At 64.6% G+C, this 22,590-nt stretch carries 23 protein-coding genes; 20 read left to right on the forward strand and 3 right to left on the reverse strand.

Annotated elements, in window-relative coordinates; all coding sequences use genetic code 11:
• The first annotated feature begins 77 nt into the window (after positions 1–77).
• Positions 78–458 carry a hypothetical protein gene (locus ACIPZF_RS04380; RefSeq protein ID WP_400795628.1) on the forward strand — a complete coding sequence of 127 codons (381 nt, stop codon included), beginning with the start codon at positions 78–80 and terminating at the stop codon, positions 456–458.
• A 2-nt stretch (positions 459–460) separates the two neighbouring features.
• Here ACIPZF_RS04380 and ACIPZF_RS04385 read toward each other — a convergent pair whose 3' ends face one another.
• Positions 461–1,297 (reverse strand): S1-like domain-containing RNA-binding protein, encoded by an 837-nt coding sequence (locus tag ACIPZF_RS04385; RefSeq protein WP_346611625.1) that lies wholly within the window; start codon positions 1,295–1,297, stop codon positions 461–463.
• A 132-nt stretch (positions 1,298–1,429) separates the two neighbouring features.
• Here ACIPZF_RS04385 and ACIPZF_RS04390 point away from each other — a divergent pair, with 132 nt between their 5' ends.
• Entirely contained in the window at positions 1,430–2,290 is an 861-nt protein-coding gene (locus ACIPZF_RS04390; protein ID WP_400795631.1) for a DUF6279 family lipoprotein, read from the forward strand.
• Between the two features lie 99 nt (positions 2,291–2,389).
• Here ACIPZF_RS04390 and aceK read toward each other — a convergent pair whose 3' ends face one another.
• Positions 2,390–4,099: a bifunctional isocitrate dehydrogenase kinase/phosphatase gene (aceK, locus tag ACIPZF_RS04395; protein ID WP_400795634.1), complete on the reverse strand. Its 1,710-nt coding sequence runs from the start codon at positions 4,097–4,099 to the stop codon at positions 2,390–2,392.
• Positions 4,100–4,341: 242 nt separating this feature from the next.
• On the opposite strand from aceK, the gene ACIPZF_RS04400 reads away from it, so the two are divergent.
• The 18 genes from ACIPZF_RS04400 (at position 4,342) to ACIPZF_RS04485 (ending at position 21,526) form a co-directional block, all read left to right on the forward strand.
• On the forward strand, positions 4,342–5,232 hold the full coding sequence (locus ACIPZF_RS04400; RefSeq protein WP_400795636.1) for a DMT family transporter: 891 nt from the start codon (positions 4,342–4,344) through the stop codon (positions 5,230–5,232).
• A 358-nt stretch (positions 5,233–5,590) separates the two neighbouring features.
• A complete protein-coding gene (locus ACIPZF_RS04405; RefSeq protein WP_400796100.1) occupies positions 5,591–6,421 on the forward strand; it encodes an ABC transporter ATP-binding protein in 831 nt (276 codons plus the stop codon).
• 85 nt (positions 6,422–6,506) lie between these two features.
• Complete coding sequence (locus tag ACIPZF_RS04410) at positions 6,507–7,448, forward strand: ABC transporter substrate-binding protein (protein ID WP_400796102.1); 942 nt, start codon at positions 6,507–6,509, stop codon at positions 7,446–7,448.
• A gap of 15 nt (positions 7,449–7,463) precedes the next feature.
• The gene (locus ACIPZF_RS04415; RefSeq protein ID WP_400795639.1) at positions 7,464–8,240 is read left to right on the forward strand and encodes an ABC transporter permease; all 777 of its coding nucleotides are present in this window, start codon (positions 7,464–7,466) and stop codon (positions 8,238–8,240) included.
• A complete protein-coding gene (locus tag ACIPZF_RS04420; RefSeq protein WP_400795642.1) occupies positions 8,240–9,004 on the forward strand; it encodes an SDR family oxidoreductase in 765 nt (254 codons plus the stop codon). The genes ACIPZF_RS04415 and ACIPZF_RS04420 overlap by 1 nt, the downstream gene beginning before the upstream one ends.
• A 15-nt stretch (positions 9,005–9,019) precedes the next feature.
• Positions 9,020–9,559, forward strand: a complete 540-nt coding sequence (locus tag ACIPZF_RS04425; RefSeq protein ID WP_400795645.1) for a cupin domain-containing protein — start codon at positions 9,020–9,022, stop codon at positions 9,557–9,559.
• Between the two features lie 4 nt (positions 9,560–9,563).
• Positions 9,564–10,406 (forward strand): alpha/beta fold hydrolase, encoded by an 843-nt coding sequence (locus tag ACIPZF_RS04430; RefSeq protein ID WP_400795648.1) that lies wholly within the window; start codon positions 9,564–9,566, stop codon positions 10,404–10,406.
• Positions 10,407–10,411: 5 nt separating this feature from the next.
• Entirely contained in the window at positions 10,412–11,224 is an 813-nt protein-coding gene (locus ACIPZF_RS04435) for an IclR family transcriptional regulator (protein WP_400796104.1), read from the forward strand.
• A gap of 1 nt (position 11,225) precedes the next feature.
• On the forward strand, positions 11,226–12,023 hold the full coding sequence (locus tag ACIPZF_RS04440) for an SDR family oxidoreductase (protein WP_400795650.1): 798 nt from the start codon (positions 11,226–11,228) through the stop codon (positions 12,021–12,023).
• Positions 12,016–13,698 carry a thiamine pyrophosphate-binding protein gene (locus ACIPZF_RS04445; protein WP_400795653.1) on the forward strand — a complete coding sequence of 561 codons (1,683 nt, stop codon included), beginning with the start codon at positions 12,016–12,018 and terminating at the stop codon, positions 13,696–13,698. Before ACIPZF_RS04440 ends, ACIPZF_RS04445 begins: the two co-directional genes overlap by 8 nt.
• 10 nt (positions 13,699–13,708) lie before the next feature.
• Positions 13,709–14,512 carry an aspartate dehydrogenase gene (locus ACIPZF_RS04450; protein WP_400795656.1) on the forward strand — a complete coding sequence of 268 codons (804 nt, stop codon included), beginning with the start codon at positions 13,709–13,711 and terminating at the stop codon, positions 14,510–14,512.
• Positions 14,513–14,522: 10 nt separating this feature from the next.
• Positions 14,523–16,001, forward strand: a complete 1,479-nt coding sequence (locus tag ACIPZF_RS04455; RefSeq protein WP_400795658.1) for an aldehyde dehydrogenase — start codon at positions 14,523–14,525, stop codon at positions 15,999–16,001.
• Complete coding sequence (locus ACIPZF_RS04460) at positions 15,998–16,966, forward strand: VOC family protein (protein ID WP_400795661.1); 969 nt, start codon at positions 15,998–16,000, stop codon at positions 16,964–16,966. The genes ACIPZF_RS04455 and ACIPZF_RS04460 overlap by 4 nt, the downstream gene beginning before the upstream one ends.
• A gap of 10 nt (positions 16,967–16,976) precedes the next feature.
• Positions 16,977–17,204 carry a recombinase-like helix-turn-helix domain-containing protein gene (locus tag ACIPZF_RS04465; RefSeq protein WP_400795664.1) on the forward strand — a complete coding sequence of 76 codons (228 nt, stop codon included), beginning with the start codon at positions 16,977–16,979 and terminating at the stop codon, positions 17,202–17,204.
• A gap of 20 nt (positions 17,205–17,224) precedes the next feature.
• The gene (locus ACIPZF_RS04470) at positions 17,225–18,259 is read left to right on the forward strand and encodes a Rieske 2Fe-2S domain-containing protein (protein ID WP_400795666.1); all 1,035 of its coding nucleotides are present in this window, start codon (positions 17,225–17,227) and stop codon (positions 18,257–18,259) included.
• Between the two features lie 14 nt (positions 18,260–18,273).
• Positions 18,274–19,233, forward strand: a complete 960-nt coding sequence (locus ACIPZF_RS04475) for a PDR/VanB family oxidoreductase (RefSeq protein WP_400795669.1) — start codon at positions 18,274–18,276, stop codon at positions 19,231–19,233.
• A 233-nt stretch (positions 19,234–19,466) separates the two neighbouring features.
• Entirely contained in the window at positions 19,467–20,696 is a 1,230-nt protein-coding gene (locus ACIPZF_RS04480; protein ID WP_400795672.1) for a hypothetical protein, read from the forward strand.
• 359 nt (positions 20,697–21,055) lie between these two features.
• Positions 21,056–21,526, forward strand: coding sequence for a DUF4265 domain-containing protein (locus ACIPZF_RS04485; protein WP_400795675.1), 471 nt, complete (start codon positions 21,056–21,058; stop codon positions 21,524–21,526).
• Positions 21,527–21,530: 4 nt separating this feature from the next.
• Here ACIPZF_RS04485 and ACIPZF_RS04490 read toward each other — a convergent pair whose 3' ends face one another.
• Positions 21,531–22,412, reverse strand: coding sequence for a DMT family transporter (locus ACIPZF_RS04490; protein ID WP_400795677.1), 882 nt, complete (start codon positions 22,410–22,412; stop codon positions 21,531–21,533).
• Between the last annotated feature and the right edge of the window lie 178 nt (positions 22,413–22,590).

The raw sequence follows: 22,590 nt of genomic DNA on the forward strand, positions 1-22,590 counted from the left end.
CAGATGGGAAACCTTGCCCCGCATCGTGCCACCCCTCACAATGCAGGCCTTTATAGCGTCAAACCGCAGGAACCTGCATGAAACTCGACAAACCCGCCGCCATCGCCCGGCGTAATCAGGCACTGGCCAAGCCAGTGCTCACCAGCGCCAACACCCTGTTCGCCATCCTCGACCGCAAACGCAACCTGTGGTGGTTCGAGGTGCCGGTGGCGCTGCTGCGCAAAGGGCAGCCCGACTGGGTCAACCTGCTGCTGCACACCCCTGAAAGCGATGAGCTGCAACACCTCAAGGTGCCGACCAACTTCATCAAGGCTCATCAGGAGCAGATGGAAGTGCGCAACCCCGGCAAGCGCCGCTCGACCATCAGCCTGGCGCTGAGTGCCGACCGCGACTCGCTGCTGCGCGACACCCGCCCGGGTGGCGAGCAGCTGGACTTCAGCACTTTCGTACAGGCCTGACCTCAGGCCCGCTCGATGCGGTCGTCATGGATGACGATGCGGCCCTGTTTGAATAACGCGCCAATCGCCTTCTTGAAGTTGCCTTTGCTGACGTTGAACATGCGGCTGATCACTTCCGGATCGCTCTTGTCGCACACCGGCAACACGCCGCCTTCGGCTTCCAGGCGTTGCATGATCTGCTCGTGCAGCCCCTCGGCCAGCGCCTGGCCTACCGGCTGCAGGCTCAGCGCGATCTTGCCGTCATGGCGCACTTCCTTGATGTAGCCTTTCTCGTGCATGCCCGAGCGCATGAACTTGAAGATTTCGTTCTTGTGGATCAGGCCCCAGTGGCGGTTGTTGATGATCGCCTTGAAACCCATCGGTGTTTCGCCCGCCACCAGCAGTTCGACCGGTTGGCCAACCTGGTAATCGGCCGGCGTGCGGTCCAGGTAGCGGTCCAGACGCGACGTGGCGGTGATGCGCCGGGTGCGCTTGTCGAGGTAGACGTGCACCACGCAGTAATCACCGATCTTCAGCGGCCGCGCCTCTTCCGAGTACGGCATCAGCAAATCTTTCGACAGCCCCCAGTCGAGGAAGATGCCCGCACCGTTGATGTCTTTGACCTTGAGGCTGGCGAATTCGCCCACCTGCACCTTGGGTTTCTCGGTGGTGGCGATCAGCTGGTCTTCGCTGTCCAGGTAGATGAACACGTTCAGCCAGTCGTCGACTTCGGTTTCGGCGTTTTTCGGGATGTAACGCCCGGGCAGCAGGATCTCGCCGTCGGGGCCGCCGTCCAGGTAAAGGCCGAACTCCACGTGTTTCACGATTTGCAAACTGTTGTAACGCCCAAGCAGAGCCATTTCCGATGTTCCTCAAGACAAGGCGGCTATTCTACACCTGAAGCCAGCGCGCCGCCCGACCGCTGATTCGGCGGAACCGTCGCGATCCCCTTGCGTCTACCGTGTGGCCAGCCAACTTGCAAGGAACAGCACATGCCTACACGCCTGTTCAAAGCCCTGCTCATCGCCACGGCGTGCGCCTTGGCACTGGTGGCCTGCAACCGCATGGACCTGGCCTACCGCAACCTCGACCGGCTGGTGCCCTGGTCACTCAGCGACTATCTGGACATGAACCGGGAGCAGAAAGCCCTGCTCGACGAACGGCTCAAGCAGCAGTTGGCCTGGCATTGCAAGACGCAACTGCCCGGCTACCTCGACTGGCTCGACCGCGTGCGCGACATGGTCGCTGCCGACCAGGTTACCGACCAGGCCCTGCAACAGCGCACGGTCGAGGCTCGTCAGGCGATTGGCCGCGTGGCCGCAGCGATCACTCCCTCGGCGAGCGAACTGCTGCGCGGCATGAGCGATGCCCAGGTCGCAGAGATGCGCGATGCATTTCGTGACGACATCGACAAACGGCAGAAGAAATATGTCGATACCCCGCTGGCCAAGCAGATCGAGCGGCGCGCCGAGCGCATGGAGAAACGGCTTGAACCGTGGTTTGGCGAGTTGACCGAGAGCCAACGCCTGCGTGTGCAAGCCTGGTCACAGGCACTGGGCGACCAGAACCGCCAGGCGATCGCCAACCGCGCACACTGGCAGCAACAGCTGGTGCTGGCGATGAACCAGCGTGGCGATGCCAACTTCGAGCCGCGCCTGGCGCAACTGCTGCAGCGCAAGGAAAGCCTGTGGACGCCGGAGTACCGCGCCGCTTTTCAGAACAGCGAGCAGCAGACCCGCAGCCTGTTGATCGACCTGTTGCAGCAGAGCAGCCCGGCGCAGCGGCAATTCTTGCAGGGGCGGCTGGCCAAGGTGCGGACCGATTTCAGTGAGCTGAAGTGCATGAAGGGGTGAATCAGTACCGGCCTCATCGCGGCTGAAGCCGCTCCTACAGGTATCGCCGCAGCCCCTGGAGCGGCTTCAGCCGCGAAGAGGCCGGTACTGGCAACAAGATCACCGCCCCTTGCGCCGATAGGGAAACACATCAATCACCTTGCCCTCGCGAATCGATGCCTGCAGCCCTTTCCAATAATCCGCGTCATACAACTCCCCATGCAGCCGGCTGAACAACCGGCGCTGGCCAATATCGGCAAACAGAAACGGCGGAAATTCCTCGGGGAACACATCATGTGGGCCAATCGAATACCACGGCTCGCCCGACATCTCATCCTCCGGATAACGCGGCGGCGGAATATGGCGGAAGTTCACCTCGGTCAGGTAGCTGATCTCGTCATAGTCGTAGAACACCACCCGGCCATGGCGGGTCACCCCGAAGTTCTTCAGCAGCATGTCGCCTGGGAAGATATTCGCCGCGGCCAATTGTTTGATGGCCAGACCATAGTCCTCCAACGCTTCGAGCACCTGGGCTTCGCTGGCCTGCTCCAGGTAAAGATTGAGCGGGATCATCCGGCGTTCCGTCCAGCAATGTCGGATCAACACCGTATCGCCCTCCAGAGCCACGGTGGATGGCGCCACCTCCAGTAACTCGTCCAAGCACTCAGGCTCGAACTTGTCCACAGGGAAGCGAAAATCGGCGAACTCCTGGGTATCGGCCATGCGCCCGACCCGGTCGACGCTCTTCACCAGGCGGTACTTGTCGATCACCGTGGCGCGGTCCACCGTTTTCGACGGCGCAAAACGGTCCTTGATGATCTTGAACACGGTATTGAACCCCGGCAGGGTAAACACGCTCATGACCATCCCGCGTACACCAGGGGCCATGACGAAGCGGTCATCGCTGTTGGCCAAGTGGTTGATCAGGGCGCGGTAGAACTCCGACTTGCCGTGCTTGTAGAAACCGATCGAGGTGTACAGTTCGGCGATGTGCTTGCCCGGCAGAATCCGTTTGAGGAAGTTGACGAACTCCGCCGGCACCGGCACATCGACCATGAAATACGAGCGTGTGAAGGAGAAGATGATCGACACCTCGGCTTCGTCGGTGATCAGCGCATCGGCCTCGATGCCATGGCCTTCGCGGTGCAGCAGCGGGATCACCAGCGGCCATTGCTCGTCTGTGTTGTACAACCGGCCGACCAGGTAAGCGCCCTTGTTGCGGTACAGCACGGGTACGAACAGCTCCACGGCCAGGGCCGGGTCCCTGCATACCCAGTCCGGCAGGCATTCCTTCAGTTGCTGCTCCAGGCGCGAGACGTCGCCGTCGAGGTCGCCATAGGCGAAACCATAGTCATCGAAAATCGCCCGTAGCAGGCTCTTTAGGCTGCCCTCGGGGGAATAAGTGCGGGTCTGCGTGGCACGCTGATGGCTGCGTATCGACGGCCGGGTGGTGTGGATGAACATGCAACCGTCGCTGATCTGGTCGTGGCTGAACAGGCTGCAGAACAGTGAGTTGTACCAGGTTTCCGACAGCTCATCGTCCAGGCGCGGGTCGATCAGGCGGATATAGGCACTTTTGACCAGCGGCCACTGCTCGACCTCCAGCAGCACCTCGTCATCGAACGCATCACGCAGCCAGCCGTTGACCTCGCCGACCTTCTGTTCATACAGGTTGATCCGCGCCGCCGCCGAGCGCTGGATAGCTTGCCAGCGCGCTTGCTCGAAGCGCTCGCGGGCGCCGAGGGTGATGCGGCGAAAATGCTCGCGGTAGTCGTCGAAGCCATCGAGGATCATCCGGGCGATCTCGCCGGCCGGCCAGTGCTGGGTCATGCGCGATACCTCGGGGTGGGCTGAGATAGACAGCTTAGTCGGACTCTTACCGATGTGGAGCCTGTGCCGGCCCTTTCGCGGGGCAAGCCCGCTCCCACAGAAATCTTGAGTTGTGTGGTGAATCTGTGGGAGCGGGCTTGCCCCGCGAAGAGGCCGGCACTGATTCACACCGCAAGAATGAACAAGAACCGCCCGTCCACCATCAAGTACACTCGCGCCCTGCCCTGTACCCGGAGACCGCCGTGAGCCCCATCGCCCTAGCCCGCCTGCTGACCCTTGCCGCCGTCTGGGGGGCGAGCTTTCTGTTCATGCGCATCATCGCCCCGGAACTCGGCACCGTGCCCACCGCCTTCTTCCGCGTCTCGATCGCCTGCCTGGGCCTGATCGCCATCCTCGCCGCAGCGCGGGTGCCCTGGAACTTCGAGGGCAAGCTCGGCGCCTGCCTGGTGCTGGGCATGATCAACTCGGGCATCCCGGCCACCTTCTATTCGGTGGCGGCGCAAGTGTTGCCAGCCGGCTACTCGGCGATCTTCAACGCCACCACCCCGCTGATGGGCGTGCTGATCGGCGCGCTGTTCTTCCACGAGGCGATGACCCTGCCCAAACTGTGCGGCATCTTCCTTGGCCTGTTCGGTGTCGGCATCCTCAGCGGTGCCGGCCCTGTGGCGCTGGACCTTAACCTATTGCAAGGCGCGCTGGCCTGCCTGGCGGCGACCACCTGTTACGGTTTTGCCGGCTTTCTCGCGCGGCGCTGGATCAGCGGCCTGGACAGTCGCCTTTCAGCACTCGGCAGCATGCTCGGTGCCACGCTGCTGCTGACCCCGCTGTTCGCCTGGAGTGCGCTCACCCAGCCACCCGCCAGCTGGGGTGGCTGGCAAGTGTGGCTGTCGCTGCTGGGCCTGGGGCTTGTGTGCACGGCATTCGCCTACATTCTGTACTTCCGCCTGCTGTCCGAGATCGGGCCGGTCAAGGCCAGCACCGTGACCTTCCTGATCCCGGTGTTCGGTGTGCTGTGGGGTGCCTGGCTGCTGGATGAGTCGCTGTCGATGGGGCACCTATATGGTGGACTGCTGATTGCCGCTGCACTGTGGCTTGTTCTGAAGCCGCAGAGAAGACCAGTGGGAGCGGCTTGAGCCGCGAAGCAGGCGACGCGGTGGATGGCACCGGCTTCGCCGGTGTTCGCGGCTGAAGCCGCTCCCACTGTGGTGTTGCCGTTTCACCTGTAAAACCAAACTTTGCCGCGTTACCCAAAATGCCCAACTCCCTCGCACGATCACAAATTCATGCGCGGTTGCTGGGCATTTTCGTGCCATATAGAAAACCTTGTTTTATATATAAAACATCAACTAAACCACCTTCATTCTGCAACTCTCTAATAAATAAGCAATTTCTTAATATTTAAACGAAATTTCTCAGCTGGCATTGTTCATGCACTAAACCGCGTATCACCTATAAAACAGACCAGAGAACATTCCCATGGCTGTGAAAGAGATGTACGCAATCGCCCCGCAATGGCATGAACAACCGCGCCACGCAGCAGCAACGGAAATCGAATTTCGCAACGTCGGCAAAGCGTTCCCGGCCAAAGGCCAAGCGGAGGCCCCGTTCGCCATCCGTGGGGTGAACTTCCAGATCCGTCGCGGCGAGGTGGTGTCCATCATCGGCCCGTCCGGCTGTGGCAAGAGCACCATTCTCAACATGGGTTCCGGCCTCTACCGCCCCACCGAAGGCGAGGTGCTGGTCAGCGGCGAAGCGGTCAACGGCCCAGTGCCCAAAGTCGCCTTCATGTTGCAGAAAGACCTGCTGATGCCGTGGCGCAGCATCCGCCGCAACGTCGAGCTGGGCCTGGAGATCCAGGGCATGCCCGCCGCCCAGCGCAAGGTCATCGCCGAAGATCTGCTCAAGCGCTGCAACCTGCAAGGCTTCGCCGACCACTACCCGTTCCAGCTGTCCGGCGGCATGCGCCAGCGCGCCGCCCTCGCCCGCACCCTGGCGATCGACCCGCAGGTGCTGTTTCTCGACGAACCGTTCTCGGCCCTCGATGCGCAAACCAAGATGATCCTGCAACAGGACCTGGCGCAGATGCTGTTCGAGGAAAAGAAGACCGCCCTGTTCATCACTCACGACCTGGTCGAAGCCATCGCTTTGTCCGACCGCCTGCTGGTGATGAGCGCCCGCCCCGGCACGATCATCGAGGAAATCGAGATCGACCTGCCCCACCGCAACAACCCGCTGGAGCGCCGCAAGCTGCCGGAAATCGGCCCGCTCGCCGGCCGCTTGATGGATCTGCTGAAGGTCGGCGAAGACCTCGACCTGCACTGACCGACGCCCCACTCATCATTCGGGAGTTAGCATGCTCACCACACACCTCAAGCGCGTGGCGCTCACCGCCGTGGCTACCCTGGCCATGAGCCTCACGGCCCAGGCCGAACCGACCAAGGTCACCTACCTGCTGCCGGCACCGCCCAGCCTGCCGGCGTTCGCGCCGTGGATCATCGCCAAGGAAAAGGGCTACTACCAGGCCCAGGACCTGGACCTGACCTTCATCGCCGCCAAAGGCGGGGTCGACGTGGCCAAGCAGATCGGCGCCGGCAATGCCCTGGTCGGCGGCGCCATCGGCGACACGCCGATCATCGTCCGCCCCAACGGCATCCCGGTGCGCGCGGTGGCCGTGCTTGGTGGCGGCGGGGTGACCATGATCGCCACCAATGCCGGCGAGAACATCCAGTCGATCCAGCAGCTCAAGGGCAAGACGTTGACCGTGATGTCGTACTCCGACACCACCTACTACGCCCTGCTCGCCTCGCTGCGCAAGGCCGGCCTGAGCAAGGACGACGTGGACATCCAGGCCGCCGGCCCGTCGGGCGTCTGGCAACTGTTCTCGGCCAGCAAGGCCCAGGCCATGGCCGGTGTGCCGGATTGGGTCATCAATGCCGAGGACGCCGGGCTCAAGTACACGCTGATCCCGCGCGAGCAAGTGTTCGAGAGCATGGCCCAGGCGATCCTCGCCTCCGACGACGCCATCGAGCACCACCCCGAGATCGTCCGTGGCGTGGTCCAGGCCACCCTGCGCGGCCTGCAGGACATCATCGACGACCCCAAGGCCGCCGCCGCCAGCTTCGCCCGCGCCGTCCCGGCCTACGCCGGCAAGGAAGCGTCGCTGGAGAAAACCCTGCGCCTGTACGTGGAGTACGTCTACGCCGGCCAGCCGGTGCTCGGCCGCATCGACCCGGCGCGCCTGGAAAGCGTGCGCAAGTTCTACGTCAGCGAGGGCATCGTCACCCGCGAACCCAAGCTCGACGAGCTGTACAGCAACCAGTTCATCGAAACCCGCACCGCGGCCAAATGACAAGGTAACCGCCTGATGAGAAACCTCAACCCATCCGTGGCCGGCAGCGTCGCCCTGCTGGTCCTGTTCCTGGCGCTCTGGCAATGGGGCCCGGGGCTGGTCGGCATGCCCGAGTTCGTCATGCCGCAGCTAAGCCGCGTGGCCCAGGAAAGCCTGCTGATGTGGCACTCCGGCGGCCTGCTGGAGCACACCCTGATCACCGCCTTCGAGATCATCGTCGGCTTCGTGCTCGGCGCCCTGCTGGGCGTGGCCATCGGTGTATCGCTGGGCCTGTCGCCGTCGGCTGAGGCGATGTTGTCGCCGTACATCCTGGCCCTGCAGATCGCGCCCAAGGTGGCCTTCGCCCCGCTGTTCGTGATGTGGCTGGGCTACACCATCTACCCGAAGATCCTCATCGCCATCCTGATCGTGTTCTTCCCGGTGATGATCAACGTGCTCTCGGCCATCCGCACCGTCGACCCGGACATGATCAACCTGGTGCGCACCATGAACGCCAGCCGCTGGCAGATCTTCCGCCTGGTGGAATTCCCTTCGGCCATGGCCGCGCTGTTTTCCGGCCTGCGCATCGCTTCGACCCTGGCCGTCATCGGGGTCACCGTCGGCGAGCTGGTCGGTGGCAACCAGGGCCTGGGTTTCCTGCTGGTGGACGCCGAAGGCCAGGGCAACACCGCCGGGGTGTTCGTGGCCATCGTCATGCTCACGCTGATCGGTGTGCTGGCCTACGGCGCTGTGGTCTGGGCCGAGAAGCGCGTGCTGCATTACCTCCCCAAAGCCATGCTGAGTAGCCAATGATGAGCAGCTTCCACAACCTTCTCCAAGGCCGCCGCGTGCTGGTCACCGGTGGTGCTCGCGGTCTGGGCTATGCCTTCGCCCAGGCCATCGCCCAGGCCGGTGCCCGGGTGGTGATCGCCGATGTGCTGGCCGGCCGCGTGCAACAGGCCGCCTGCGAACTGAGCGGCATGGGCCTGGACGTCAGCGGCGTCAGCCTGGACCTGGCCAGCCCCGAGTCGATCGACGCCTGCATCGAACGCACAGTCAAGCGCCTGGGTGGCCTCGACGGCCTGGTCAACAACGCTTCGATCACCAACTCCGGCGGCAAGAGCTGCGAAGAGCTGGACATCGAAACCTGGGACCAGGTCATGCAGGTCAATGTGCGCGGCACCTGGCTGATGACCCGCGCCGCCCTGCCGGCACTGCGAGAAAGCGGCCGTGGCGCGGTGATCAACCTGGCCTCCGACACCCCGCTGTGGGGCGCGCCGAACCTGCTGGCCTATGTCGCCAGCAAGGGCGCGGTGATCGCCATGACCCGCAGCCTGGCGCGCGAGCTGGGCTCTGCCAACATCACCGTCAACGCCATCGCCCCCGGCCTGGTGCTGGTCGAGGCTACCGCCTACGTGCCCGAGGCCCGCCACCGGCTGTACACCGAACAACGGGCCATCCAGCGCCCGCAACTGCCTGACGACGTCAGTGGCGCGGTGCTGTTCGCCCTGTCCGACCTGTCGCGCTTCATCACTGGACAAACCCTGCCGGTCAACGGCGGGTTCGTCATGCCCTGAGCAAAGGAGACCGCCATGACCGACCTTTCACTGCAGCAAGCCACCCCGAAAACCTGGGATCAACCCGAAGGTTCCGACCTGGCCGGCTGGATGCAGACCCGCATCGCCCGCTACGAGACCCGCCGCTACGACTGGGACGCGTTGAAGTTCCAGGCCGACTACGACCCCAAGTTCCGCCGCGCGCAAATGCGTTACGTGGGCACTGGCGGCACGGGTGTCGGCAGTGACATGAACACCATCCCGTCCGAGCATTTCACCTTCTCCACCATGGTCATCCCGGCCGGCCACGAAGGCCCGCCGCACCTGCACACCGACGTCGAAGAAGTGTTCTTCGTGCTGCGCGGCAAGCTCAAGGTGATCATCGAAAAAGACGGCGAGCGTTTCGAGACCATTCTCACCGACCGTGACCTGATCTCGGTGCCGCCAGGGGTGTACCGCGAAGAGATCAACGTGGGCGATGAAGACGCGCTGATGTGCGTGATGCTCGGCGCCAAGAAGCCGGTGACCCCGACCTACCCGCCAGCGCACCCGCTGGCCTCGATCAAGCGCGGGTAAGCCGATGCTCATGCCCTCTCCCGCCCTGCTCGATCAGCGCTTCACCGAGTGCCTGCTGCACCTGGACGGCGGCCAAGTGGCCGTGCGCCAGGCCGGCAGTGGCGAGGCGGTGGTGCTGCTGCATGGCATCGGTTCGGGTGCGGCCAGCTGGCTGCAGGTGGCCATGGGCTTGAGCGAGCGCGCCCGGGTGATTGCCTGGGATGCGCCGGGGTACGGCCGGTCCACTCCCTTGGCGATGGCCACCCCCAATGCGCAGGACTATGCCGGGCGCCTGCTGCAGACGCTCGATACCCTGGGCATCGAACGCTGCGTGCTGGTCGGCCACTCCCTCGGGGCATTGACCGCCAGCGCCTTTGCCCAGGCACACCCGCCGCGCGTCAGCCGCCTGGTACTGATCAGCCCGGCACGCGGTTACGGGGCGCACGCCGAACAAGGCCAGGCCGTGCGTAGCAAGCGCCTGCACAGCCTGGAACACCTGGGCATCGAGCAGATGGCCCGCGAACGCAGCGCGCACCTGCTGTCGGCCAGCGCCAGCCGCGAGTCCCTGGACTGGGTGCAGTGGAACATGGCGCGGCTGCAGCCCCACGGCTACCGCCAGGCCATTGAACTGCTGTGCGGTGACTACCTGCTGCGTTACGCGAGCCAAACGGTGCCCTGCGAAGTGCATTGCGGCAGCGCCGACAGCATCACCCTCGCCGAGGATTGCGCGGCCCTCGCCGCGGCCCTGGGCGCGCCTTTCACGCTGATACACGGCGCCGGCCATGCCTGCGCCATCGAACAACCCGACACGGTGACGGGCCTGCTGGCCCGCGCCCTGGACGCCTCTCTCACAGGTAGCGTGCTATGAACGATATGGATCCGTTGAAGGAAAACCAGGACAAGTACATTGTCCCGGGCCTGGAACGCGGCCTGCTGCTGCTGTGTGAATTCAGCCGGCAGAACCGCACCCTGACCGCCCCTGAACTGGCCCGGCGCCTGTCGCTGCCGCGCTCGACCATCTTCCGCCTGCTGACCACCCTGGAAACCATGGGCTTCGTCACCCGCAGCGGCAACGAGTACCGCCTGGGAATGTCGGTGCTGCGCCTGGGCTTCGAATACCTGGCCTCGCTGGAGCTGACCGAGCTGGGCCAGCCGCTGCTGGCACGGCTGTGCGACCACCTCAACTACCCGAGCAACCTGGTGGTGCGCGACGGCCGCTCGATCGTCTACGTAGCCAAGGTTTCGCCACCGTCGGTGTTCTCCAGCGCAGTCACCGTCGGCACCCGCCTGCCGGCCCACGCCACCGTGCTCGGGCGCATCCTGCTGGCCGACCTGAGCCTGACCGAGCTGCGCGAGCTGTACCCCGAAGAGCATCTGGAACAGTACTCGCCGTGCACGCCAAAAACCGTGCTGGAACTGTTCGACCTGGTCCAGGCCGACCGCCTGCGTGGTTATGTCAGTGGCGAAGGCTTCTTCGAGTCGACCATCTCCACCGTGGCAGCGCCCGTGCGCGATGCCAGCGGCCAAGTGGTCGCCGCCCTCGGCCTGACCATCCCCACCGTGCAAATCGCCCACGTCAATTTCGACAACCTGCTCGGCCAGGTGCGCGGCAGCGCCGATGAACTGTCGCGCCTGCTCAACTACCGGCCCGGCAGCGGCCACGTCACTGCACTGATGAGGGACTGAAATGAACCCCTATCAACTACACGACAGCACCGTGATCGTCACCGGCGGCTCGTCTGGCATCGGCTACGCCTGCGTCGAACTGCTGCTCGAAGCCGGCGCCCGCGTGGCTTTTTGCGGGCGCAACGAAGACCGCCTGCGCAGCGCCGAAGCGCGACTGCGCGAACGCTTCCCCGAAGCGCAATTGCTGGCGCACGTGTGTGATGTGCTCGACGCCAGTTCCGTGCAGGCCTTCGCCGCCGCCAGCCTGGCAGTACTCGGCCCGGCCCAGGTGCTGGTCAACAATGCCGGCCAGGGCCGCGTGTCGACCTTCGCCAGCACCACCGACGAAGCCTGGCACGACGAACTGCAGCTCAAGTTCTTCTCGGTCATCCACCCGGTGCGGGCGTTCAAGGCGCAACTGCAGGGCCAGGCCAACGCCTCGATCGTCTGCGTCAACTCGCTGCTGGCCAGCCAGCCCGAGCCGCACATGGTCGCCACTTCGGCCGCCCGTGCCGGGATCAAGAACCTGGTGCGCTCGATGGCGTTCGAATTCGCCGAACACGGTATCCGGGTCAACGGCATCCTCATCGGCCTGGTCGAGTCCGGGCAATGGCGACGCCGCTTCGAGGCCCGCGAAGAGCGCGAGCTGGACTGGTCGCAATGGACCGCACAGCTGGCGCAACGCAAACAAATCCCCCTGGGCCGCCTTGGCCTGCCGAAGGAAGCGGCGCAGGCGATCCTGTTCCTCGCCTCGCCCCTGTCGGCCTACACCACTGGCAGTCATATCGATGTATCCGGAGGCCTGTCCCGCCATGCGTAACGAAAACACTGTCACCGTCGGTGCCGTCATCACCGCGTTCCTCGAACAATGCGACGTCAAGGCGGCGTTCGGCGTGATCTCGATCCACAACATGCCGATCCTCGATGCCTTCGCCGTGCGCGGCAACATCCGTTTCGTCATGGCCCGCGGTGAAGCCGGGGCGACCAACATGGCCGATGCCTATGCCCGCAGCAGCGGCGGCCTGGGCGTGTGCCTGACCTCCACCGGCACCGCCGCCGGCAACGCGGCCGGGGCGATGGTCGAAGCGCTGACCGCCGGCACCCCGCTGCTGCACATCACCGGGCAGATCGAAACGCCGTACCTGGACCAGGAGCTGGCCTACATCCACGAAGCGCGCGACCAGCTGACCATGCTCAAGGCCGTGTCCAAGGCGGCCTTCCGCGTGCGCAGCGTGGAAACCGCGCTGAGCACCCTGAAGCTGGCCGTGCAGACCGCCCTGACCGCGCCCACCGGCCCGGTCAGCGTGGAAATCCCGATCGATATCCAGTCGGCCTTCATCCCCATGCCGAGCGACCTGTCGCCGCTGCCGATCCCGGTCGCCGCACCTGCCGCCGAAGCCCTCGACCTGGTCGCCGAGCGCCTGGCCAGCGCCACCCGCCCGCTGCTATGGCTGGGCGGCGGCGCCCGGCATGCCGGCGCGCAGGTCAAGCGCCTGCTGGACATGGGCGTCGGCGTGATCACCTCGACCCAGGGCCGTGGCGTGGTCAACGAAGACGACCCTCGCTGCCTGGGCGCGTTCTCGCAGAACAAGCGGGTCGAAAGCTTCATGCAGACCTGCGACGCGCTGGTCGTAGCCGGCTCGCGGCTGCGCAGCAACGAGACCTTCAAGTACGCCCTGAAGCTGCCGCGCACCACCCTGCGCATCGACGTCAACCCGGCCATCGAAGGGCGCAGCTACCCCAGCGACCTGTTCGTCTGCGGCGATGCCGCGCTGGCCCTGGATGGCTTGGCCGACCGCCTGCAGGGCCGCCTGAACATCGACCCGAACTTCCTCGGCGAACTCAACGCCGTGCGCGAGCAATCACGCCAGCAACTGGTCGCCGACCTCGGCCCCTATGCGGCGTTGGTCGAGCAGCTGCAGGCGCAGACCGGGCGCAACTTCACCTGGGTGCGCGACGTGACCCTGTCCAACAGCATCTGGGGCAACCGCCTGCTCAACCTCTACCACCCGCTCGCCGGCGTTCACGCCCTCGGTGGCGGCATCGGCCAGGGCCTGGCGATGGGCATTGGCGCGGCGGTGGCGGCAGCGGAAACGGCACCCGGGCGCAAGGTGTTCGCCCTGGCCGGCGACGGCGGTTTCATTCTCAACCTGGGCGAGCTGGCGACCCTGGTGCAGGAGAAAGCCAACGTGGTCATCCTGCTGATGAACGACCAGCGCTACGGCGTGATCCGCAACATCCAGGACGCCATCTACGGCGCCCGCCACGCCTACGTCGAGCTGCACACGCCGAACTACAGCAAGCTCGCCGAATCGCTCGGCCTGCGCCACGGCCTGGTCAGTGACCTGAAGCATTTCGGCGACGTGCTCAAAGGCGCCCTGGGCGAGCAAGGCCCGTTCCTGCTGGAAGTGGACATGCTCAGCGTCGGCGGCTTCGCCACCCAGTTCGCCGGCCCGCCAAACAGCGAAACCAAGGCGCAGAAGGCCACGGCCTGAGGACCCCGCCATGTTGCATATCACCATGATCGGCTGCGGCGCCATTGGTGTCAGCGTGCTGGAACTGCTGGAGCAAGACCCGCAGCTGTGCGTCGATGCGGTGATCGCCTCTGCCGGCTCCGAAGACCTGGTGCGCCAGCGCCTGGCCAGCTTCCGCCAGCCGCCACAGGTACTCACCGCCCTGCCCGCCGCTGCACGCCCCGACCTGCTGGTCGAGTGCGCCGGCCACAAGGCCATCGAAGAGCACGTGCTGCCGGCGCTGGAGCGCGGCATCGCCTGCCTGATCGTCTCGGTCGGTGCGTTGTCCGAGCCCGGCCTGGTCGAGCGCCTGGAAGCGGCAGCGGCGCGCGGCAATACGCGCATCGAGCTGCTGCCGGGCGCCATCGGCGGCATCGATGCGCTGTCGGCGGCCAAGGTCGGCGGCCTGGATGCGGTCACCTACATCGGCCGCAAACCGGCGCAGGCCTGGAAACACACCCCGGCCGAGCAGGTCTGCACGCTGGACAGCCTCAGCGAAGCGACGGTGATCTTCGACGGCAGCGCCCGTGAAGCGGCGCGGTTGTACCCGAAGAACGCCAACGTCGCAGCCACGCTGTCGCTGGCCGGGCTGGGCCTGGACCGCACCCGTGTGACCCTGATCGCCGACCCGCACAGCGACGAAAACGTGCACCAGGTCGAAGCCCGCGGCGCCTTTGGCCGCTTCGAGATGAGCCTGCGCGGCAAACCGCTGGCAGCCAACCCGAAGACCTCGGCGCTGACCGTCTACAGCGTGGTGCGCGCCCTCGGCAACCACGCCCATGCCATTTCCATCTAGGGGACTGCCAATGACACTGGAACAGACCTTACCCATCTGCATCGCCGGCACTTGGCGCCTGGGTGGTGGCGAACGCTACGCCACCTGCTACCCCGCCACCGGCGAGCCGGTCGCCTGGCTCAATGCCGCCAGCCTGGACGATGTCGAAGCCGCCGTGCAGGGCGCGCACCGGGCCTTCCTGCACAGCGGCTGGGCCGAGCGCAAACCGCATGAGCGCGCCGCCGTGCTGTACCGCATCGCCGAGCTGATCCGCGAGCGCGGCGAAGAACTGGCGCAACTGCAGCGCCAGGACAACGGCAAGCCGATCAACGAGACCCGCGCCTTGGTCGCCAGCGCGGCGGGCACCTTCCAGTTCTTCGCTGCCGCTTGCGAAACGCTGGAAGAAACCATCACTCCGTCGCGCGGCGATTTCGTCAGCATGAGCGTGTACGAGCCGATGGGCGTGGTTGCGGCGATCACCCCCTGGAATTCGCCGATTGCCAGCGAGGCGCAGAAGGTCGCCCCGGCCCTGGCCGGCGGCAATGCGGTGGTGATAAAACCAGCGGAAATCACACCGCTGATGGCCTTGCAACTGGCCCAAATCTGCGAAGACGCCGGGCTACCCAAGGGGCTGATCAGCGTGTTGCCGGGCAAAGGTTCTCTGCTCGGTGATGCCTTGACCCGTCACCCATTGGTCAAGCGTGTGTCGTTTACCGGCGGCACTCGGACCGGCAAGCACATCGCCCATATCGCCGCCGACAAGATGATGCCGGTGTCACTGGAGCTGGGCGGCAAGTCGCCGACCATCGTTCTGGACGATGCCGACCTCGACCACGCTGTCGCCGGTGTGCTGTACGGGATCTTCAGCTCCTCGGGCGAGGCCTGCATCGCCGGCTCGCGGCTGTTTGTCGCGCGCGCTTTGTACGAGCCGTTCATGGCCCGTCTGACCGCCGCCGCCGCGCAACTGCGCCTGGGCGACCCTGCCGATGAACGCACGCAGATGGGCCCGCTGATCAGCGCCGCCCACCGCGAATCGGTGGAGCGCTACGTGGCCCTGGGCCTGGCCGAAGGCGGCCGCCTGCGCCTGGGCGGCGAACGCCCGAGCGGCGCGGGCTACTTCTACCCGCCGACCATCCTCGAAGGCCTGGGCAATCACCAGCAGGTGTGCCAGGAAGAAATCTTCGGCCCGGTGCTGGTGGCCATGCCCTTCGACAGCGAAGAAGAACTGTTGAACCAGGCCAACGACAGCCTCTATGCGCTGGCCGCCGGCATCTGGAGCCGCGACTACAAACGCGCCTGGGCACTGGGCCGCAAGCTGCAGGCCGGCACGGTGTGGATCAACACCTACAAGCAGTTCTCCATCTCGACGCCCTTCGGCGGCTGGCGTGACAGCGGCCTGGGCCGCGAAAAAGGTCGCCAGGGCATCCTGCAGTACATGGAACAGAAGAGCCTCTACTGGGGCATGAACACACAGCCGCTGGCCTGGGCCGGCGTGGAGGCAGGGCAATGAGCGTACTGGGCATCGACGAAGTCACCTATGGCGTGGAAGACCTCGCCACCTGCGCGCGCTTCTTTGCCGATTGGGGCTTGAACAAAGTCAGCGAGCAACCTGACGAGGTGATCTTCGAAACCCTCAACGGCTGCCGCGTGGTACTGGCCGCCCTCGACAAACCCGGGCTGCCGCCCGCCATCGAGCCCGGCTCGACCGTGCGCGAAGTGGTCTGGGGCGTCGAAAGCCAGGCCGACTTGGCGCTGTACAGCCAGCGCATCGCCAACGACCCGGGCTTTGTCGAAGGTAACGGCCGCATTGGCTGCACCGACCCCAATGGCCTGGCGATCCGCCTGCAGGTCACCCGCAAACGCGCGCTGGATATCGAGTGCAGCGGCCACAACACCTGGCAGACCAAGGGCCGGATCAACAAGCCGGCGCCGGTCTACGAGCGTGCCACGCCAATCGAAGTGGGCCACGTGGTGTTCTTCGTCAAGGATGTGAACGCCTGCGAAGCCTTCTACCACGAGCGCTTCGGTTTCCAGGCCTCGGACCGCTATCCCAACCGTGGCGCCTTCCTGCGTACCGCCGAGGAAGGCGGCCACCACGATCTGTTCATGCTGCAGCTACCGGCCCCGCGCGCCGGGCTCAATCACGTGGCCTTCACCGTGCGTGACCTGCACGAAGTGTTCGGCGGCGGCATGCATATTTCGCGCTGCGGCTGGGCCACCGAGATCGGCCCGGGTCGTCATCCGGTGTCGTCGGCATTCTTCTGGTATTTCAAGAATCCGGCTGGCGCGCTGGTCGAGTACTACGCCGACGAAGACCAGCTGACCGGCGACTGGCAACCACGCGAATTCGAACCAGGCCCGACGGTCTTCGCCGAATGGGCGATCGCCGGCGGCATCGATGGCAACACCCGGCGCCAGCAACACGCCGAAGCGCCGCAAGGCAAATTCCTCACCGACAAGCCCAAGGACAATTGAGGTCTATCCCATGAGTACAACCGAGGTTTACCTGCAACCGCATCAGGCCCGAAAACGCCCCAGCACGCCGTTCGAAGACCTGCTCGGCGATTCCATCGAGCGCGCCTACGGCAATGGCGTGAGCGCGCTTGGCGAATTGCTCGCGCACCTGAACCTGGCCGGCCCGCCCTGCCCGCTGACCAGCGGCGAGTGGACCGAAGACGCATTCAAAACCCTGATGGCACGGCTGGGCGAATGACCCGCTGGAGGTAAAACAAGATGAATATGCAGATCACCGTCGACCCTGTTGAGCAGCACCTGGCCAATGGCCTGAAAGACCTCTGGTTCCCGGTTTTGCCGTCGGAGCTTTTGAGCGAAAAACCCGTCTCGATTCGCCGCCTGGGCTACAAGATCGCCCTGTGGCGCGACAACGACGGCAGCGTTCACGCCCTTGAAGACCACTGCCCGCATCGCGGTGCGCCGCTATCCCAGGGGCCGGTGCTGGGCGACCGCCTGCAGTGCCCCTACCACGGCGTCGAAGTGCGCTGCGACGGCACCGTCACCAAAGTGCCCGGCAGCCCGGGTTGCAAGCTTGAAGGCAGCCGCCCGACGCGGATGTTCCATACCCGCGAGGCCGCAGGGGCGATCTTCCTGTTCAATGCCACCGACCCGCACCTGGACACCCCGCCAGAACTGGTGCTACCCGAGCAGCTGACCTCGCCCGAGTGGAGCAGCTTCCTCTGCTACACCGAGTGGAAAGGCGACTACCGCTACGTGCTCGACAACGTCATGGACCCGATGCACGGCAACTACCTGCACAAGATGTCGCACTCCATGAGCGAGGGTGAAGCCACCGCCAGGTTCGTCACCCGCGACACCGAGCAGGGCTTCGTCTTCGAGAAGGAAGGCCAACGCGGGGTCAACTTCGACTGGACCGAGTTCCTCGACAACGGCTGCCACTGGATGCGCCTGGAAATCCCCTACCCGAAAACCGGCGGCCCAGGCGGCAACTTCACCATCATCGGCAGCTACACCCCAAGCAGCCGTGCCCTGTCCGCCGTGTTCCACTGGCGCGCACGGCCGCTGACCGGCTGGCAGCGTGACACCTGGCGCTTCCTCTACAAGAACCGCCTGGAGGCGCGCCATTGGGCGGTGCTGGAGCAGGACCGGGTGCTGCTGGAGTTCATGGAGTTCGACGCCAACCAGCGCGAAAACCTCTACCAGCACGACCTTGGCGTGGTGCGCCTGCGCCGCTACTTCAAGGCCAAGGCCAAGGAACAACTGGCCCTGATCGAAACCCAGCAACTGGCCTGAGCCTGAGGTGACCGATGTCCAACTCTTCCACCGTCAGCGCGCTGGTGCACACCCTGCGCCATGAAGCCGAAGGCATCATCAGCGTCGAGCTGCGCCCGTGGGGCGATACCGTGTTCACGCCGTTCGAGGCCGGCTCGCACATCGACCTGCACCTGCCCAACGGTCTTGTGCGCAGCTACTCGCTGCTGAACGCGCCGAGCGACCAGGGCCGCTATGTGGTCGGCATCCTGCGTGACCGCGCCAGCCGCGGGGGCTCGCGCTTCGTGCACGAGCAACTGCGGGTGGGCACGCAGCTGCAGATCTCGCCGCCGCGCAACAACTTCGCCCTGGACACACGCGCCAGCCACAGCGTGCTGGTGGCCGGCGGTATCGGCATCACGCCGATCTACTGCATGTTCCGCCAACTGCTGGCGCTGGGGCGTTCGGCCGAGCTGATCTACTGCGCCCGCTCGCGCGCCGAGGCTGCGCTGCTGGAGGAGATCGGCGGGCTGGGGGCGAAGGTGGTCTACCACTTCAATGACGAGAAAGGCGGTTTGCCTGACCTGGCAAGCTACCTGGCCGGGCGCCCTGCAGATACGCACTTCTATTGCTGTGGGCCGACGCCGATGCTCGATGCCTTCGAACAGAGCTGTGAACGGCTGGGTTACCCGCATGCGCATATCGAGCGGTTTACCGCCGCTGAAGTGGCGCCGTCGGAGGATGCCCTGGGTAGCTATAGCGTCGAGTTGAGCAAATCGGGCAAGACAGTCAGCGTCGAGCCTGGGTTGAACTTGCTCGATGTGCTGCTCGAAGCTGGTTGCGACATCGAGTACAGCTGCCGCGAAGGGGTCTGCGGGTCGTGCGAGACCCGGGTGCTGGAGGGCGATGTCGACCACCGTGACGGCGTGCTGAGCAAGGCTGAGCGTGCGGCCAACAAATCGATGATGGTCTGTGTCTCGGGCTGCAAGAGCCGGCGCCTGGTGCTCGACCTTTGAATCGGCGCCGGCCTCTTCGCGGGCAAGCCCGCTCCCACAGGATTATTGCTGTACTCAAAACCTGCGCCATACCTGTGGGAGCGGGCTTGCCCGCGAAGAGGCCGGCACTGACACCGTAAAACAATAAAAATCACCCCAGTTTTCTGCATTCAGCCAGCCAATCCGAAACATTCCTTGATGGGATGACGGCCCGCTGCTGCCCGCGAAAACTCCCCAACCTTGCAGGGCACAACATGAACAGATACCTGATCACCCTCGGTCTGCTCGTCTCCAGTTGCACCAGCGTCGCCTCCGAACCCGGCCCCGCCGCCCCGGACCAGCCGCCCACCGCGAAAAAGCCCTTCCCGCACATCGCCTGGCGCAGCGACGACGGCCAGAGCAGCCTGGATATCGGCGGTGCCCTGCGCGTCAACTACCGCGACGAACACTGGGACACCACCGAAAACAACGGCCGCTTGCTCTTCGACACCTTCCGCCTGGACGTGCAGGCCAGCCACCGCCAGCTGTTCAGCGATGTCGGCTACTGGTTCCAGGACGACGGCAAACGCTCCATCGACCGCGGCTACATCGGCTACCGCTTCAGCCCGCAGGCCAACCTGCAACTCGGCGCGCCGTTCAAGCCGTTCGGGCTGGAACCCTATCCGCAGTTCGGCTGGAGCTATCACATTCCGTTCTTCATGGGTTACGGTGTCAGTGCAGGCTCGGGGCTGAAGTACAGCTACAAGGATGCGCAGTGGGACCTGCAACTGGGCTACTTCCCCCGCATGTTGCCGTCGGACCTGCGCTATTCGCCGGAGGTCGGGCGCTACGCCGACCTCGACGACAACGCCGCGCCCTTAACCCAGTCGCGCCAGGACAACGAAAAGCGCAACCAGGTCAACGCCCGCGTCGCTCGTACCTTCACTGGCGATGGCTGGAAGACCGAGCTGGGCGCTTCGCTGGCCGCCGCCGAGCTGTACAACGCCACCACCCGTGACGACGGCGACTACTGGGCAGGTGGCGTGCACGCGCTGTTCAACAAAGGCCCGTGGACAGTGACGGGCCAGGCCATCCGTTATGAATACGACCCGAAAAATCCGGCCGGCGTCAGCGACGACTCGGTGCTGATGGGCGGCAACGGCCTGACCCCGGCGTACTTGATCGCTGCCAAGGCGACCATCGCCGCAGTCAACGTTGGCTATGACGTGTTCACACCGAAACTTGGGCAGTTGAAGAAGATCAAGCTCTACACCGACTACAGCCGGATGATGAAGGATGAGCACGGCTGGGACGATTCGCAGATGTTCACCGTTGGCGCGCAGTTTCTGGCCATGCCGATCATGGCCTGGGTCGACCTGACCTGGGCGCGCAATGCCAACCCCTTTGGTGGGGCGGAGAATGGCACCGGCTGGACCAGTACGAGTTCGGTAGGCAGCAATGACTGGTATTACCGGACCAATATCAATATTGGATATTATTTCTGAGGGCTTGGCGGGAGAATTTTGTTGGTCTCGAGATCGAGCGCCGCCCGCGCGGCGCATCGCGGATAAATCCGCTCCTACATTTTTTGCAACGTGCCATGGCCTGGTAGGCCATAGTTGTCAGCCTTGTTGGCATGACGCGATTTTTCGGCTGGCGCTGCCGCCGTCCCACACATCTTCAGCACGTTGCAACAAATGTAGGAGCGGATTCATCCGCGATGCGCCGCGCGGGCGGCGCTCGATCTCAAATGCGCCACAAAACGCCCGACATGCACCTGTTAGCCCCTACCCCATCTCAACCGGTAAAGACACCAAACCCAAACCGCATTACGATATGCAGCCCTTCTGACTCGTACCACCCCATGCCCTCCGAGCAAACCTCAGCCTACAAGATCGTGCTCTGGCGCCTGGAGCAGGATGCCCAAGGCTATCCACCTGCGTCGGTCGAAGGTCTCTGGGCTAAGCCCACCGCAGCCGGCTACCAGGTCGACAGCGTTGCCTTCTATGCCTACGGCATCGCACCCGGCGACATCATCAGCGTCACTGAAGATGGCGAACAATCCTGGTTCGACAGCCTGCAACAAAGCGGCGGCGCTTCAGTGTTCCGGATTGTTGTGAAAGCCGCAGGCGACCTCGATCAGGTACGCGCGGCACTCGAAGACTTCGGCTGCCCCTGCCAAGTCGAGAAGGCCGTAAGAATGCTGGCCGTCGAAGTCCCGCCTTCGCGTTCCCTCGACACCCTGCTCTACTACCTCCTGACCCAGCGCGAAGCCGGCACCCTGGACTTCGAGGAAGGCGTGCTGCGCCACGCCATCCCCGAAGAATTCCGCTAAGGGCCTACGCTTCGGCCAGGCGTGATGTGGGCTTGCGGAACACGAACAACAAGCCGACCACGATCAACCCCATGCCGAGCAGACTGAGCGGTGCCAGGCGGTTACCGAAGATCAGCAAATCCATCACCGCCGTCACCGCCGGCACCAGGTAGAACAGGCTGGTGACGTTGACCAGGTTGCCTCTGGCGATCAGTCGATACAGCAGCAAGGTCGCCAGCAGGGACACCACCAGCCCCATCCACAGCAGCGCGCTGATGAAGCTGACGTTCCATTCGACGTGCAGCGTTTGCAATGGCGCGAACAGCGCGCACATGGCAAACCCCGCCAAATACTGCAGCGGCAGCGTGCCCATGGGATTGTCGGTGATGCGCTTCTGCAGAATCGAGCCGAAGGTCATGCTCGCCAGCGCCAGCAAGGCAAACAGCATCCCCGCCAGCGATACGCCGCCCAGATTGATGCTCTGGTACACCACCATCACCAGCCCGCCAAGCCCAAGGCCTAGACCGAACAGCCGACTCCAGGAGCGCTGGCGCTCCATCAGCACCACGGTAAGAATCGGTTGCACCCCCATCACCGTGGCCATCACTCCAGGCGTGACATGGGTATTGAGCGCCAGCAGGTAGAAGATCTGGTAGGCGCCGAGCAGCACGCAGCCGGTGCCCAGGGCGCGCAAAATCGCGCCCCGCGTACGCGGCCAGCGCAGGCCCAACAGCGGGCCGATCAGCAGCAACCCGGTCAGTGCCAGCGCGGAACGCAGCAGCAAAAAGGCGAAGGGGCTGGCATGGGCCAGGCCGAGTTTGGAAACGATGGCGCCGCTGCTCCAGAGCAGGACGAACAGGCTGGTAGTGGCCGCCGAGGCCACGGCGGTTTTGGAAAAGACAGACATGCATGCACCTGTATTCGGGCAGATAAGCCGAACGGTGGGCGTGAACTTCAGTAGAGGAAGTAGCCGACCGTGTTCAGTAGGTTGCGTGGGCGACCACGCAAGGAGGCGGAGCGACGCCGCCTACGACACCACTGACAGGTGGAGGGTAATGACTGATCATGGCCGGCTGCTGGCTGCC

It is taken from the genome of Pseudomonas sp. NPDC089752 (genome assembly GCF_044748725.1).
Classification (GTDB): domain Bacteria; phylum Pseudomonadota; class Gammaproteobacteria; order Pseudomonadales; family Pseudomonadaceae; genus Aquipseudomonas.